This window comes from Pseudomonas sp. VI4.1 (genome assembly GCF_002029345.1).
Classification (GTDB): domain Bacteria; phylum Pseudomonadota; class Gammaproteobacteria; order Pseudomonadales; family Pseudomonadaceae; genus Aquipseudomonas.
In genome coordinates, this window is the sequence record NZ_MULM01000180.1 from 107,509 (window position 1) to 122,669 (window position 15,161).

Here is a 15,161-nt window from a genome sequence, read left to right on the forward strand (position 1 = left end):
TAAAAAAGGCAGAAAAACCGAGGATGGCTTGCGCCTGTCGTGAACGTCTCTACGCGCTACAATGGCGGTTTTTACCGATCATGAGGTGTGCGCTTTGACTGCTCCAGGTGCTTTGAATTCCGCTGCTGGCTCGCTTTATGTGGTGGCGACGCCCATCGGCAACCTGGACGACATCAGTGCGCGGGCACTGAAGATCCTGCGCGAGGTGGCCTTGATTGCCGCCGAAGACACCCGCCACTCGCAGCGGTTGATGCAGCACTTCGGCATTCCCACGCCGCTGGCGGCCTGCCATGAACACAACGAGCGGGATGAAGGTAGCCGCTTTATTACCCGCCTGCTGGCCGGTGACGATGTGGCGCTGATCTCCGATGCCGGGACGCCGCTGATTTCCGACCCAGGTTATCACCTGGTGCGTCAGGCCCGTGCCGCGGGGATCAATGTGGTGCCGGTGCCGGGTGCCTGTGCATTGATTGCGGCGTTGTCGGCCGCGGGCCTGCCGTCGGACCGTTTCATCTTCGAAGGCTTCCTCCCGGCCAAGACCGTGGGTCGCCGTGCGCGTCTGGAGCAGGTAAAGGAGGAGCCGCGCACGCTGATTTTCTATGAGGCCCCGCACCGCATCCTGGAATGCCTGCAAGACATGGAGCTGGTCTTCGGGCCGGAGCGTCCGGCGTTGCTGGCGCGCGAGCTGACCAAAACGTTTGAAACGCTCAAGGGCTTGCCGTTGGCCGAACTTCGCGAGTTCGTCGAGTCGGACAGCAATCAGCAGCGCGGCGAATGCGTGGTGCTGGTGGCGGGCTGGTCGGCGCCCGAAACCGAGGATGCCGTCAGCAGTGAAGCGATGCGTATCCTCAATCTGTTGCTCGAGGAAATGCCGCTCAAGCGTGCCGCCGCGTTGGCGGCGCAGATTACCGGCGAGCGCAAGAATGTGCTCTATCAGGTCGCGCTGGATAAGCAGAAGGGCGAGTAAAATCCGACGCGAAGGCAGGGCCAGAGGCGTTTAGCGCTTGTTCTTCGGCCGCTCTACCGTTAACCTTCGCGGCGGAGAGTCGATCGGACAGTCGCTGCCCTCTATGAAAATTAGGGGGGGGAGGAAAGTCCGGGCTCCATAGGGCGAAGTGCCAGGTAATGCCTGGGAGGCGTGAGCCTACGGAAAGTGCCACAGAAAATAACCGCCTAAGCGCTTCGGCGCCGGTAAGGGTGAAAAGGTGCGGTAAGAGCGCACCGCACGACTGGCAACAGTTCGTGGCTAGGTAAACCCCACTTGGAGCAAGACCAAATAGGGTCCCAAGGCGTGGCCCGCGCTGGGACCGGGTAGGTTGCTAAAGATGTCCAGTGATGGCCATCGTAGACGAATGACTGTTCAAGACAGAACCCGGCTTACAGATCGACTCTCCACCTTTTTTTCCAACCTCTGCTTTACTCATTGAGCAGGGTGCCATGATGGCCATTTCCCTCCTTTCAAAATGGTCAGCAGCAGCGCTTTGGTAATATCGAAAAAATCTTACTCTTAACAAACTACTTTAACTTTCGAGCCCAACCTTCTGTGTAGGCTCAAGTTATTGCGTAGATTCACCTGCCAGATCCTCGTTACCCCTTCCTTTATGCTCCTAAATCCAAGTTCTGTAAGGGTTTTCCTTTGATGTGCGCCTTGACGCTGCGGCAGCCGCATTCCTATAGTGTGCGCAAGTGGCGGAAAGTGGCATGAAGTGGGTTTTTTGAGCTAAAAACGCTACAATTTGGAGAAACGCTGACGTGTTTCGCGGAGCTAATGCAATCAGTCTCGATGCAAAGGGCCGTCTCGCCATGCCGAGTCGGTACCGCGACGAGCTGGTTTCGCGCAGTTCCGGTCAGTTGATCGTCACGATCGATGCCGTTGATCCATGCCTGTGTGTTTATCCCCTCGATGAGTGGGAAATTATTGAAACCAAACTGCGTGCACTGCCTTCGCTTCGCGAAGAGAACCGCCGTCTGCAACGTTTGCTGATTGGTAATGCCGTCGACCTCGAGCTCGATGGCAGTGGTCGTTTTCTGGTTCCGCCGCGTCTTCGTGAATATGCCAAGTTGGATAAGCGCGCGATGCTGGTAGGCCAACTGAACAAGTTCCAATTGTGGGACGAGGATGCCTGGGATGCGGTTTCTGCCGCTGACCTGGCTGCTATTAAACAAGAACCGGGCGCCATGCCTGATGAACTGCGTGATTTGATCCTGTGACTATTGATAGCGGCTTTAACCACATCACCGTACTGCTTGACGAAGCCGTCGAGGCTCTTGCCGTACGACCTGATGGCTGCTATCTGGACGGTACGTTCGGGCGCGGCGGACACAGCCGGTTGATCCTCAGCCAGCTCGGCCCCGATGGTCGGGTGCTCGGGTTCGATAAAGATCCTCAAGCGATTGCCACCGGGCAAACGCTAGCGGCCGAAGACGGCCGCTTTGTCGTTGTACAGCGTAGCTTTGCCGAGCTCGGTTCGGAAGTCGCCGAACGCGGCCTGGCGGGCAAGGTCAGCGGCGTCCTGCTCGACCTGGGCGTGTCTTCGCCGCAGCTCGACGACCCTGAGCGCGGTTTCAGTTTCCTCAACGATGGCCCGCTGGACATGCGCATGGACCCGTCTCGCGGGATCAGCGCTGCCGAATTCGTCAACTCCGCGCCGGTGGAAGAAATTGCCCGGGTGTTCAAGGAGTATGGCGAAGAACGTTTTTCCGGTCGCATGGCCCGTGCCGTGGCCGAGCGTCGCGACATCAAGCCGTTCGAGCGCACTGCCGATCTGGCTGAAGTCCTGAAAGTCGCCAACCCTGCGTGGGAAAAGGGCAAGAACCCGGCGACCCGTGCGTTCCAGGGCCTGCGCATCCACGTCAACAACGAACTGGGCGATCTGGAGGCCGGCCTCGAAGCCGCCCTGGAATCCCTGGAAATCGGCGGTCGTCTGGTGGTGATCAGCTTCCATTCGCTGGAAGACCGCATCGTCAAACTGTTCATGCGCAAACTGGTGAAAGGCGAAGCCGACAACCTGCCGCGCAACCTGCCGGTCCGTCACGTCGCCTTCGAACCGAAAATCAAGGTCCATGGCAAAGCGCAGTCCGCCTCCGAGGCCGAACTCAAAGCCAACCCACGTTCCCGTAGCGCCATCATGCGTGTCGCGGAGAAATTGCGGTGAGCAGGCTTTTCGCCAAGCCACTTCCTGGCGGAAGCTTTTTCATGCTGCTGCTGTTTATCGGCGTGCTCGTGTCTGCCGTCGGCGTGTCCTACAGCGCCCACTGGAACCGTCAGCTACTGAACACGCTGTACAACGAGTTGAGCGTGCGCGACAAGGCCCAGGCGGAATGGGGCCGGCTGATTCTCGAACAGAGCACCTGGACGGCCCACAGCCGTATTGAAGTCCTGGCCACCGAGCAGCTGAAAATGCGCATTCCCGGTGCCGCTGAAGTGCAGATGGTGGCGCCATGATGAAACTCGAAGGCGCGCTTTTCCCCTGGCGTTTCCGCCTGGTGCTGGGCTTGCTCGGCATCATGGTCGCGGCCATTGCCTGGCGCATCATTGACCTGCAAGTGGTCGACCGTGCCTTCCTCAAAGGCCAGGGCGACGCGCGCAGTGTTCGACATATCCCTATTCCGGCTCACCGTGGCCTGATCACCGACCGTAATGGCGAGCCTTTGGCCGTGAGTACGCCGGTCACCACCCTATGGGCCAACGCCAAGGAAATGCAGCTGGCCAAAGAGAAGTGGCCAGCACTGGCCGCAGCGCTGGGGCAGGATCCCAAAGCCCTGGCCGAACGTCTCGAAGCCCAGGCCAATAAAGAATTCATTTATCTGGTACGCGGGCTCACCCCCGAGCAAGGCCAGTCCGTGCTCGATCTGAAAGTGCCGGGCGTGTATGGCATTGAAGAATTCCGGCGTTTCTACCCGGCCGGTGAAGTCACCGCGCACATGGTCGGATTTACCGACATCGACGACCACGGTCGAGAAGGGGTCGAGCTGGCCTACGACGAATGGCTGGCCGGGGTGCCGGGCAAGCGACAGGTCATCAAGGACCGGCGCGGTCGACTTATCAAGGATGTCCAGGTCACCAAAAACGCCAAGGCCGGAAAGCCCTTGGCGTTGTCCATTGACCTGCGCCTGCAATACCTGGCCAACCGCGAACTGCGCAACGCGATCATCGAGAACGGCGCCAAGGCTGGCAGCCTGGTGATCATGGACGTGAAGACTGGCGAGATCCTCGCCATGGTCAACCAGCCGACCTACAACCCGAACAACCGGCGCAACCTGCAACCGGCGATGATGCGTAACCGCGCGATGATCGATGTGTTCGAGCCGGGCTCGACCATGAAAGCGATCTCCATGAGCGCCGCCATCGAAACCGGTCGCTGGAAACCCAGCGATACCGTCGAGGTGTACCCGGGCACGCTGCAGCTGGGCAAGTACACCATTCGTGACGTTTCCAAATCCGAAGGCCCGGTCCTCGACCTGACCGGGATTCTGATCAACTCCAGTAACGTGGGCATGAGCAAGGTCGCGTTCGACATCGGCGGCGAAACCATTTTCCGTCTGGCACAGAAAGTCGGTCTCGGCCAGGACACCGGTCTGGGTTTCCCGGGCGAGCGCGTCGGCAACCTGCCGAACTACCGCGAATGGCGCAAGGCTGAAACCGCCACGTTGTCCTACGGATACGGCATTTCCGTGACCGCGATCCAGCTGGTCCACGCTTTTTCCGCCCTGGCCAACAACGGTCGCCTCGCGCCGCTGACGCTGATCAAGACCGACAAGCCGCCGCAATCGAGCCAGGTGCTGCCGGAAGCGGTCGCGAAAACCATGCAGACCATGCTGCAGCAAGTGATCGAAGCCCCACGCGGTGTGTTCCGGGCGCAGGTCCCGGCGTATCACGTTGGCGGCAAGTCGGGTACCGCGCGTAAAACCTCGGTCGGCACCAAAGGCTATGCCGTGAACTCCTACCGCTCGCTGTTTGCCGGCTTCGGTCCGATGAACGATCCGCGCTATGCGATCGTCGTGGTGATCGATGAACCGACCAAGGCCGGTTACTACGGTGGCCTGGTATCGGCGCCAGTGTTCAGCAAAGTGATGTCCGGGACCCTGCGCCTGATGAACATCACCCCGGACAATCTGCCACCTGTTCAACAAGCGAACGCAACACCGGTCGTTCCGCTGAAAGCCAATGGAGGGCGCGGCTGATGTCTCTGAGCCTGAATAAGATTTTTGCCCACGCCGGTCGCGATCTGCTGATCCGCGAACTGACCCTGGACAGCCGCAATGTACGGGCGGGCGATCTGTTTCTCGCCGTTCCTGGCGGCAAGTTCGACGGTCGCGCGCACATTGCCGATGCCTTGCAGCGCGGTGCCGCGGCCGTGGCTTACGAGGTCGAAGGCGCCACAGTGCTGCCGATCACCGACGTGCCGCTGATTCCGGTCAAGGGCCTGGCGGCGCAGTTGTCGGACATCGCGGGGCGTTTTTACGGTGATCCGAGCCGCCATCTGAATCTGATCGGGGTTACCGGCACCAACGGTAAAACCAGCGTCACGCAGTTGGTCGCGCAAGCGCTGGATCTGCTCGGTCAGCATTGTGGCATCGTCGGCACTCTTGGCACCGGTTTCCATGGCGCGCTGCAAAGCGGCCTGCACACCACGCCGAACCCGATCGCCGTGCAAGCGACCCTGGCCGACCTGAAAAAGGCCGGTGCCAAAGCCGTGGCGATGGAAGTCTCTTCCCACGGTCTGGATCAGGGCCGCGTGACGGCCTTGGCGTTCGATGTGGCGGTGATGACCAACCTGTCCCGCGATCATCTGGATTACCACGGCACCATGCAGGCCTACGGCGAAGCCAAGGCCAAGCTGTTTGCCTGGAACGATCTGAAATGCCGCGTGATCAACCTGGACGACGATTTCGGCCGGGGACTGGCCACCGAAAAACGCGAGTCGCGCCTGATCACCTACAGCTTGCAAGATTCCAGCGCCTATCTATATTGCCGTGAAGCGCAGTTCGACGACGAAGGCGTACGTGCCACCCTGGTTACCCCGCAGGGCGAACACCTCCTGCGCAGCACTTTGCTCGGCCGCTTCAACCTGAGCAACGTGCTCGCCGCCATTGGCGCCTTGCTCGGCCTGGACTACGCCCTGGACGAAATTCTCAAGGTGCTGCCGAAACTCGAAGGCCCGGCCGGTCGCATGCAGCGGCTTGGCGGGGGTTCCCAGCCGTTGGTGGTGGTCGATTACGCCCACACGCCGGACGCGCTGGAAAAAGTCTTGATGGCCCTGCGTCCGCACGCCAAAGGTCGTTTGCTGTGCCTGTTCGGTTGCGGCGGTGATCGCGATCGCGGCAAGCGTCCGCTGATGGCCGAAGTGGTCGAGCGCCTGGCTGACGGTGTGCTGGTGACCGATGACAACCCGCGTACCGAAGACCCGGCAGTGATTTTCGCTGACATCCGCGCCGGCTTCACGGCTGTGGATAACGTCACGTTCGTCGCTGGCCGTGGGCAGGCGATCGCCCAGCTGATTGCCGGCGCTTCGGCCGAAGACGTGATTGTCCTGGCCGGAAAAGGGCATGAGGACTATCAGGAAATCAACGGCGAGCGTCACCCATTCTCCGATCTGGTCGAGGCCGATCATGCCTTGACCGCGTGGGAGGTGGCCCATGCTTAAAGCGTTGAAACTGAGCGAACTGACCGGCGCGCTGAATGGCCGACTGCTCGTGGCCGATGCCACGTTCGATGGCGTCAGCATCGACAGCCGCGCCATCAAGCCCGGCCAACTGTTTATCGCCCTGACCGGTCCGCGCTTCGACGGCCATGACTATTTGAACGAGGTGGCCAGCCTGGGCGCCGCCGGTGCATTGGTCGAGCGTGAAGTCGCCGACAGCGCACTGCCGCAATTGCTGGTCAAGGATGCCCGCCAGGCGCTTGGGCAACTGGGCGCGATGAATCGTGTCGCGTTCACCCATCCCGTGGCCGCCATCACCGGTTCCAGCGGCAAGACCACGGTCAAGGAAATGCTCGCCGGCATCCTGCGCACGCGCGGTTCGGTACTGGCGACCCGTGGCAACCTGAACAATGACCTCGGCGTGCCGCTGACCTTGCTCGAACTTGCGCCGGAACACACCGCGGCAGTGATCGAGCTGGGCGCTTCACGGCTCGGTGAAATTGCCTACACCGTCGCCATGACCAAGCCGCATGTGGCCGTGCTCAACAACGCAGGCACGGCCCACGTCGGCGAGTTCGGCGGGCCGGAAAAAATCGTCGAGGCCAAGGGCGAGATCATCGATGGGCTGGAAGCCGATGGTGTCGCCGTGCTCAATCTCGACGACAAGGCGTTCGCCATCTGGAACGCCCGCGCTGCCGGTCGCCAAGTGCTGACGTTCGCCCTGAGCAATGTCAGCGCCGACTTCCATGCCAGCGATCTGGACCGCGACGCTCGCGGGTGCCCGGCCTTCATTCTGCACAGTCCCGAAGGCGAGGCGCGGGTTCAGCTGAACCTGCTTGGTACCCATAACGTCGCCAATGCCCTGGCCGCCGCAGCGGCAGCCCATGCGCTGGGTGTATCGCTGTCCGGCATCGTCACCGGCCTTGGCGCGGTGCAACCGGTCAAGGGCCGCACTGTTGCGCAACTGGCCAGCAATGGCATGCGCGTGATCGATGACACATATAACGCGAACCCCACCTCCATGTGTGCCGCCGTTGATATACTGGCCGGCTTTTCCGGTCGCACCGTCCTGGTGCTCGGGGATATCGGCGAGTTGGGCGAATGGGCGGAGCAGGGGCACCGCGATGTGGGCGAGTACGCCCGCGGCAAGGTATCCGCGCTGTATGCCGTAGGGCCAATGATGGCTCACGCCGTGAACGCTTTTGGTGAACAGGCCTGGCACTTCAGCACACAGGCTGAACTGATCAAGGCCCTCGACGCCGAGCAAGATACAAACACCACCATTTTGATCAAAGGCTCGCGCAGCGCGGCGATGGAAAACATCGTCGCCGCTTTGTGCGGGACGCGTCTGGAGAAACATTAATGCTGCTGCTGCTAGCGGAGTATCTGCAACAGTTCTACAAAGGCTTCGCGGTCTTCCAGTACCTGACCCTGCGCGGGATCCTCGGTGTGCTGACCGCGCTGGTTTTGTCGCTGTGCTATGGCCCGTGGATGATCCGTACTTTGCAGAACCGTCAGATCGGTCAATCCGTTCGCAACGACGGTCCACAATCGCACCTGTCCAAATCCGGCACCCCGACCATGGGCGGCGCGCTGATTCTTTCGTCCATCGGCGTCAGCACCTTGCTTTGGGCTGACCTGAGCAACCGTTATGTCTGGACCGTGCTGCTGGTGACCTTGCTGTTCGGCGCCATCGGCTGGGTCGACGACTACCGCAAGGTGATCGAGAAGAACTCCCGTGGTCTGCCGAGTCGCTGGAAATACTTCTGGCAATCGGTGTTCGGCCTGGGAGCGGCGATCTTCCTGTTCATGACCGCCACAACGCCGGTGGAAACCACCCTGATCCTGCCGATGCTCAAGGACCACAGCATTGCGCTGGGCGCAGGCTTCATCGTGCTGACCTATTTCGTGATTGTCGGGTCGAGCAACGCGGTCAACCTGACCGACGGCCTCGACGGCCTGGCGATCATGCCGACCGTGATGGTTGGCGGCGGCCTGGGGATCTTCTGCTACCTCTCGGGTAACGTGAAGTTCGCTGAATACCTGCTGATTCCTTATGTACCGGGTGCCGGCGAGTTGATCGTATTCTGCGGCGCGCTGATCGGCGCGGGCCTGGGTTTCCTCTGGTTCAACACCTATCCGGCCCAGGTGTTCATGGGCGACGTTGGCGCGCTGGCGCTGGGCGCGGCCCTGGGCACTATCGCGGTGATCGTCCGTCAGGAAATCGTCCTGTTCATCATGGGCGGCGTGTTCGTGATGGAGACCCTGTCGGTCGTCATCCAGGTTGCATCCTTCAAGCTGACCGGTCGCCGTGTGTTTCGCATGGCACCGATTCACCACCACTTTGAACTCAAGGGCTGGCCCGAGCCGCGTGTGATCGTCCGATTCTGGATCATCACCGTGATTCTGGTACTGGTCGGCCTTGCCACCCTGAAGCTGAGGTAGAACGAGTGTCTCTGATCGCTTCTGACCACTTCCGCATCGTTGTCGGCCTCGGCAAGAGCGGCATGTCCCTGGTTCGCTTCCTGGCGAACCGGGGCGTGTCGTTTGCCGTGGCCGATACGCGGGAAACTCCACCGGAACTGGCCACGCTCAAGCGTGACTATCCGCACGTGGAAGTGCGTTGTGGCGAGCTGGACGTCGAGTTCCTGTGCCGTGCCGACGAGCTCTACGTGAGCCCCGGCCTGGCGCTGGCGACCCCGGCCCTGCAGGCTGCCGCCGCCCGTGGCGTGAAATTGTCCGGCGACATCGAGCTGTTCGCGCGTAACGCGAAAGCGCCGATTGTCGCCATCAGCGGTTCCAACGCGAAAAGCACCGTCACTACCCTGGTCGGCGAGATGGCGGCTGCGGCAGGCAAGCGTGTCGCTGTCGGGGGCAACCTCGGCACGCCAGCGCTGGACCTGCTCAGCGACGATGTCGAGCTGTACGTGATGGAACTGTCGAGTTTCCAGCTTGAGACCACCGATAACCTCGGCGCTGAAGTGGCGACTGTGCTCAATGTCAGCGAAGACCACATGGACCGCTACAGCGGACTGCCGGCCTATCACCTGGCCAAGCACCGGATTTTTCGTGGCGCCAGGCAGTTCGTGGTCAACCGCCAGGATGCCCTGAGCCGTCCGTTGATGGGCGAGGGCCAGCCGTGCTGGACCTTCGGCTTGGGCAAGCCCGATTTCAAGGCGTTCGGTATCCGTGAAGAAGATGGCGAGAAGTACCTGGCCTTCGAATTCCAGAACCTGATGCCGGTGCGCGAACTGAAAATCCGCGGCGCGCATAACCAGTCCAACGCCCTGGCCGCATTGGCGCTGGGCCATGCCGTGGGCCTGCCGTTCGACGCCATGCTCGCAAGCCTGCGCACCTTCGCCGGTCTCGAACATCGCTGCCAATGGGTCCGCGACCTGGATGGCGTGAGCTACTACAACGATTCCAAGGCCACCAACGTCGGCGCCGCACTGGCCGCCATCGAAGGCCTGGGCGCGGACATCGACGGCAAACTCGTGCTGATCGCCGGTGGCGACGGCAAGGGTGCCGAATTCAAGGACCTGCGCGATCCGGTCGCGGCCAACTGCCGTGCCGTCATTCTGCTGGGCCGTGACGCCGACAGGATCGGTGAGGCCGTTGGCGATGCCGTGCCGCTGATTCGCGTCGGTTCGCTGGTCGAAGCCGTGGCGCAATGCCGCGCCATCGCGGAACAGGGCGACGCGGTGCTGCTGTCGCCGGCCTGCGCCAGTTTCGACATGTTCAAGAATTACGAAGACCGTGGTCACCAGTTCGTCCGCGCCGTGGAGGAACTGGCATGAGCCTGAGAAACATCATCAAGCCGTATCCATCGCCGATCATCACCGGGCGCGGTATCGACCTCGACTTCCCGATGCTCGCCGGTTGCCTGGCGCTGCTCGGCCTGGGGCTGGTCATGATCACTTCCGCGTCGTCGGAAGTGGCCGCAGTACAGTCGGGCAATACCCTGTACCACATGATCCGCCACCTGATTTACCTGGTCCTCGGCCTGGGGGCGTGCATCGTCACCATGATGATTCCGATTGCCACCTGGCAACGCCTCGGCTGGCTGATGCTGCTCGGTGCCTTCGGTTTGCTGATAATGGTGATCATCCCGGGGATCGGCCGTGAGGTGAACGGCTCGATGCGCTGGATCGGTTTCAGTTTCTTCAACGTGCAGCCATCGGAAATCGCCAAGGTATTTGTCGTCATTTACCTCGCCGGTTACCTCGTGCGTCGCCAGAAAGAAGTGCGTGAAAGCTGGATGGGGTTCTTCAAGCCCTTCATCGTGCTGTTGCCGATGGCCGGCCTGCTGCTGATGGAGCCGGACTTCGGTGCCACCGTGGTCATGATGGGCGCGGCGGCCGCGATGCTGTTCCTCGGCGGGGTCGGGCTGTTCCGTTTCACCTTGATGGTGGCGCTGGCAGTCGGGGCGGTGACCGTCCTGGTGCAGGCGCAACCCTACCGGATGGCTCGTCTGATTACCTTCACCGACCCCTGGGCCGACCAGTTCGGTTCCGGCTACCAACTGACCCAGGCGCTGATCGCCTTCGGTCGTGGCGAGTGGCTGGGCGTTGGCCTGGGCAACAGCGTGCAGAAGCAGTTCTACCTGCCGGAAGCTCACACTGACTTCGTGTTCTCGGTCCTGGCCGAAGAGCTCGGCATGGTGGGTTCCCTGTGCACCGTCGGCCTGTTCGTGTTCGTGTGTGTGCGCGGCATGTACATCGGCTTGTGGGCTGAAAAAGCCAAGCAGTATTTCGCGGCGTATGTGGCCTACGGCCTGTCGTTCCTGTGGATCGGTCAGTTCCTGATCAACATCGGGGTGAATGTCGGCCTGTTGCCGACCAAAGGCCTGACCCTGCCGTTCCTCAGTTATGGCGGCAGTTCGCTGGTGATCTGCTGTGCCTGTCTCGGCTTGTTGCTGCGCATCGAGTGGGAGAGTCGAACCCACCTGGGCAGTGAAGAGATGGAGTTCCAGGAGAGCGACTTCGCCGAGGAGCCGCCCCATGGTCGCTAACGTCTTGATCATGGCGGGCGGCACCGGTGGCCACGTGTTCCCGGCGCTGGCCTGTGCCCGCGAATTCCAGGCCCGGGGCTACACCGTGCATTGGCTGGGGACCCCGCGCGGCATCGAGAATGAACTGGTGCCGATGGCCGGTATCGAGCTGCACCGGATCAACGCCAGTGGCGTGCGCGGCAAGGGCAAGTTGTCCCTGCTCAAGGCCCCGTTCATGGTGCTCAAGTCCATTTGGCAGGCACGGGCGATCATTCGCCAGCTGCAGCCGGTGTGTGTGGTCGGCTTTGGTGGTTTTGTGACCGGTCCTGGCGGTGTCGCGGCCAAACTGGCGGGCGTGCCGGTGATCGTTCACGAGCAGAACGCCGTGGCCGGTACCGCCAATCGGTTGCTGGTGCCGTTGGCCGCCCGGGTCTGTGAAGCGTTCCCCGACACCTTTACCCTGTCGGGCAGCCGTAGGACCACCGGTAACCCGGTGCGCACCGAGCTGTTCCTCGACACACCGCGACCCGCCCTGGCGGGGCGCAAGGCGCGTTTGCTGATCCTGGGCGGAAGCCTGGGCGCAGAACCGTTGAACAAGTTGCTGCCTGAAGCCCTGTCGCAAGTCGTCCCCGACCTGCGTCCGGAAGTGTTCCATCAGGCCGGCAAAAACCACGATGAAGTGACTGCAGAGCGCTATCGCGCGGCTGGCGTCGAGGCGCAAGTAGAGCCTTTCATCAAAGACATGGCCCAAGCCTATGGCTGGGCCGACCTGGTGGTGTGCCGCGCAGGCGCGCTGACCATCAGTGAACTGGCTGCCGCCGGTCTGCCCTCGATGCTGGTGCCATTGCCCCATGCAATCGACGATCACCAGACCCGCAACGCCGATTATTTGGCCCGTGAAGGCGCTGCCTTCCTGATGCCGCAAAGAACGACTGGCGCAGCGGATCTTGCCGCACGCCTGACAGAGGTCCTGATGCAACCACAACGACTCGCCGACATGGCCACCGCCGCCCGCCGCCTGGCCAAACCCGATGCCACCCGTAACGTGGTCGATACCTGCCTGGAGGTGGCCCATGGTTGAGAATCAGAAAGCCATGCCGCATCCGGAAATGCGCCGCATCCGTCGCATCCACTTCGTCGGTATCGGCGGCGTGGGCATGTGCGGCATCGCCGAAGTGCTGCTGAACCTGGGCTATCAAGTGTCCGGTTCGGACCTTAAGGCTTCGCCGGTCACCGAGCGTCTCGAGTCCTTTGGCGCCCAGATTTTTATCGGCCACCGTGCCGAGAACGCCGCGACCGCCGATGTACTGGTCACCTCCAGTGCCGTGAACACGTCCAACCCGGAAGTCGCCACCGCCCTGGAACGCCGGATTCCGGTGGTGCCGCGGGCAGAAATGCTCGCCGAGCTGATGCGTTATCGCCACGGCATCGCCGTCGCCGGTACCCACGGCAAAACCACCACCACCAGCCTGATCGCTTCGGTGTTCGCCGCCGGTGGCCTGGACCCGACATTCGTGATCGGTGGCCGTCTGAATGCAGCGGGCACCAATGCCCAGCTCGGTTCCAGTCGTTACCTGATTGCCGAAGCCGATGAAAGCGACGCCAGTTTCCTGCACTTGCAGCCGCTGGTGGCCGTGGTCACCAACATCGACGCCGATCACATGGCGACCTACGACGGTGACTTCAACAAGCTGAAGAAAACCTTCGTCGAGTTCCTGCACAACCTGCCGTTCTACGGTCTGGCGGTGGTGTGCCTGGACGATCCGGTGGTGCGCGAAATCCTGCCATTGGTCAAGCGCCCGACCGTCACGTACGGCTTCGACGACGACGCCGACGTGCGCGCGATCAATGTACGCCAGCAAGGCATGCAGACCTTCTTCACCGTGTTGCGCCCTGACCGTGAACCGCTGGATGTCTCGGTGAACATGCCGGGCAACCACAACGTGCTCAACTCGCTCGCGACCATCTGCATCGCCACTGACGAGGGCGTCAGCGATGAAGCCATCGTCCAGGGCCTGTCCGGGTTCCAGGGTGTCGGCCGACGCTTCCAGGTCTACGGCGAACTGCCGGTAGAAGGCGGCAGCGTGATGCTGGTCGACGACTACGGTCACCACCCGACCGAAGTGGCAGCGGTCATTAAAGCCGTGCGCGGTGGCTGGCCGGAGCGCCGCCTGGTGATGGTTTACCAGCCGCACCGCTACAGCCGTACCCGCGACCTCTACGACGATTTCGTCAATGTATTGGCCGATGCCAACGTGCTGCTGCTGATGGAAGTCTACCCGGCCGGTGAAGAGCCGATTCCGGGCGCAGACAGCCGCAAGCTGTGCAACAGCATCCGCCAGCGCGGCCAACTCGACCCGATCTACATCGAGCGCGGGGTCGACCTCGCGCCGATCGTCAAGCCACTGCTGCGTGCCGGCGACATCCTGCTGTGCCAGGGCGCCGGTGACATCGGTGGTCTCGCACCGAAGCTGTTGAAGAGTCCGTTGTTCGCTGGCGCCGTTGCTGCGCCGAGCGTGGGGAAGTTGAAATGACTGCTGCTTACGCCAACCTCGTCTCCACTATTGCACCGAAAGACTTCGGCCGCGTCGCCGTGCTCTTCGGCGGCAAGAGTGCCGAGCGTGAGGTCTCCCTGAAGTCGGGTAACGCCGTGCTCGACGCGCTGCTGAGCGCCGGTGTGGATGCGTTCGGTCTCGACGTCGGCGATGACCTGTTGCAGCGTCTGCTCAACGAAAAAATCGACCGCGCCTTCATCATCCTCCACGGCCGTGGCGGTGAAGACGGCAGCATGCAGGGCCTGCTGGAATGCCTGGGCATTCCGTACACCGGCAGCGGCATCCTGGCCTCGGCACTGGCGATGGACAAGCTGCGCACCAAACAGGTCTGGCACAGCCTCGGCATTCCGACGCCACGCCATGCGGTGCTGAGCTGCGAAGCCGATTGTATTTCGGCGGCGACGGAACTGGGCTTCCCTTTGATCGTCAAACCGGCCCATGAAGGTTCAAGTATCGGGATGGCCAAAGTGACCTCCGCGTCTGAATTGATCGACGCGTGGAAAGCGGCCAGTACCTACGATTCGCAAGTGTTGGTCGAGCAATGGATTCAAGGTCCGGAGTTCACCATCGCCACCCTGCGTGACCAGGTGTTGCCACCGATTGCCCTGGGCACGACGCACAGCTTCTACGACTACGACGCCAAGTACGTGGCATCCGATACCCAGTACCGGATCCCCTGTGGCCTGGACAGCAGCAAAGAACAAGAACTCATGGACCTCACGGCCAAAGCCTGTGAGGCGCTGGGTATCGCCGGTTGGGGCAGGGCGGACGTGATGCAGGACGCCGACGGGCAGTTCTGGTTCCTGGAAGTCAACACCGCGCCGGGCATGACCGATCACAGTCTGGTGCCGATGGCGGCCCGTGCCGCCGGCCTGGATTTCCAGCAACTGGTATTGGCGATCCTGGCGGCCAGTGTTGCCGGTAACGCTGCCAGCCACGTAGCCAATAACAAAGAGCCGCGAGGTTAAGACC

Annotated in this window: 13 protein-coding genes and 1 other RNA gene; all 14 read left to right on the plus strand. The window is 61.9% G+C overall.

The window, feature by feature from the left end:
- The first annotated feature begins 61 nt into the window (after window positions 1–61).
- The 14 genes from rsmI (at window position 62) to BZ163_RS28905 (ending at window position 15,157) form a co-directional block, all read left to right on the plus strand.
- Window positions 62–967, plus strand: a complete 906-nt coding sequence (rsmI, locus tag BZ163_RS28840; protein ID WP_168187418.1) for a 16S rRNA (cytidine(1402)-2'-O)-methyltransferase — start codon at window positions 62–64, stop codon at window positions 965–967.
- 75 nt (window positions 968–1,042) lie between these two features.
- Window positions 1,043–1,396: RNase P RNA component class A (gene rnpB, locus BZ163_RS28845), an RNA gene on the plus strand.
- A 356-nt stretch (window positions 1,397–1,752) separates the two neighbouring features.
- Window positions 1,753–2,211, plus strand: a complete 459-nt coding sequence (gene mraZ, locus BZ163_RS28850) for a division/cell wall cluster transcriptional repressor MraZ (RefSeq protein ID WP_128873746.1) — start codon at window positions 1,753–1,755, stop codon at window positions 2,209–2,211.
- Window positions 2,208–3,155, plus strand: a complete 948-nt coding sequence (gene rsmH, locus BZ163_RS28855) for a 16S rRNA (cytosine(1402)-N(4))-methyltransferase RsmH (RefSeq protein WP_168187419.1) — start codon at window positions 2,208–2,210, stop codon at window positions 3,153–3,155. The genes mraZ and rsmH overlap by 4 nt, the downstream gene beginning before the upstream one ends.
- Window positions 3,152–3,445 carry a cell division protein FtsL gene (gene ftsL, locus BZ163_RS28860; RefSeq protein WP_128873747.1) on the plus strand — a complete coding sequence of 98 codons (294 nt, stop codon included), beginning with the start codon at window positions 3,152–3,154 and terminating at the stop codon, window positions 3,443–3,445. The genes rsmH and ftsL overlap by 4 nt, the downstream gene beginning before the upstream one ends.
- Entirely contained in the window at window positions 3,445–5,184 is a 1,740-nt protein-coding gene (locus tag BZ163_RS28865; protein ID WP_178110514.1) for a penicillin-binding protein 2, read from the plus strand. The genes ftsL and BZ163_RS28865 overlap by 1 nt, the downstream gene beginning before the upstream one ends.
- Window positions 5,184–6,647 carry a UDP-N-acetylmuramoyl-L-alanyl-D-glutamate--2,6-diaminopimelate ligase gene (locus BZ163_RS28870; protein WP_128873749.1) on the plus strand — a complete coding sequence of 488 codons (1,464 nt, stop codon included), beginning with the start codon at window positions 5,184–5,186 and terminating at the stop codon, window positions 6,645–6,647. Before BZ163_RS28865 ends, BZ163_RS28870 begins: the two co-directional genes overlap by 1 nt.
- Window positions 6,640–8,007, plus strand: coding sequence for a UDP-N-acetylmuramoyl-tripeptide--D-alanyl-D-alanine ligase (gene murF, locus BZ163_RS28875; RefSeq protein WP_128873750.1), 1,368 nt, complete (start codon window positions 6,640–6,642; stop codon window positions 8,005–8,007). The genes BZ163_RS28870 and murF overlap by 8 nt, the downstream gene beginning before the upstream one ends.
- On the plus strand, window positions 8,007–9,089 hold the full coding sequence (mraY, locus tag BZ163_RS28880) for a phospho-N-acetylmuramoyl-pentapeptide-transferase (RefSeq protein ID WP_128873751.1): 1,083 nt from the start codon (window positions 8,007–8,009) through the stop codon (window positions 9,087–9,089). Before murF ends, mraY begins: the two co-directional genes overlap by 1 nt.
- 5 nt (window positions 9,090–9,094) lie before the next feature.
- Complete coding sequence (gene murD, locus BZ163_RS28885; RefSeq protein ID WP_128873752.1) at window positions 9,095–10,441, plus strand: UDP-N-acetylmuramoyl-L-alanine--D-glutamate ligase; 1,347 nt, start codon at window positions 9,095–9,097, stop codon at window positions 10,439–10,441.
- On the plus strand, window positions 10,438–11,655 hold the full coding sequence (gene ftsW / locus BZ163_RS28890; protein WP_128873753.1) for a putative lipid II flippase FtsW: 1,218 nt from the start codon (window positions 10,438–10,440) through the stop codon (window positions 11,653–11,655). Before murD ends, ftsW begins: the two co-directional genes overlap by 4 nt.
- Entirely contained in the window at window positions 11,645–12,715 is a 1,071-nt protein-coding gene (murG, locus tag BZ163_RS28895; RefSeq protein ID WP_128873754.1) for an undecaprenyldiphospho-muramoylpentapeptide beta-N-acetylglucosaminyltransferase, read from the plus strand. The genes ftsW and murG overlap by 11 nt, the downstream gene beginning before the upstream one ends.
- Window positions 12,708–14,168, plus strand: a complete 1,461-nt coding sequence (gene murC, locus BZ163_RS28900; RefSeq protein WP_128873755.1) for a UDP-N-acetylmuramate--L-alanine ligase — start codon at window positions 12,708–12,710, stop codon at window positions 14,166–14,168. The genes murG and murC overlap by 8 nt, the downstream gene beginning before the upstream one ends.
- Complete coding sequence (locus BZ163_RS28905) at window positions 14,165–15,157, plus strand: D-alanine--D-alanine ligase (RefSeq protein ID WP_128873756.1); 993 nt, start codon at window positions 14,165–14,167, stop codon at window positions 15,155–15,157. Before murC ends, BZ163_RS28905 begins: the two co-directional genes overlap by 4 nt.
- Window positions 15,158–15,161: the final 4 nt, after the last annotated feature.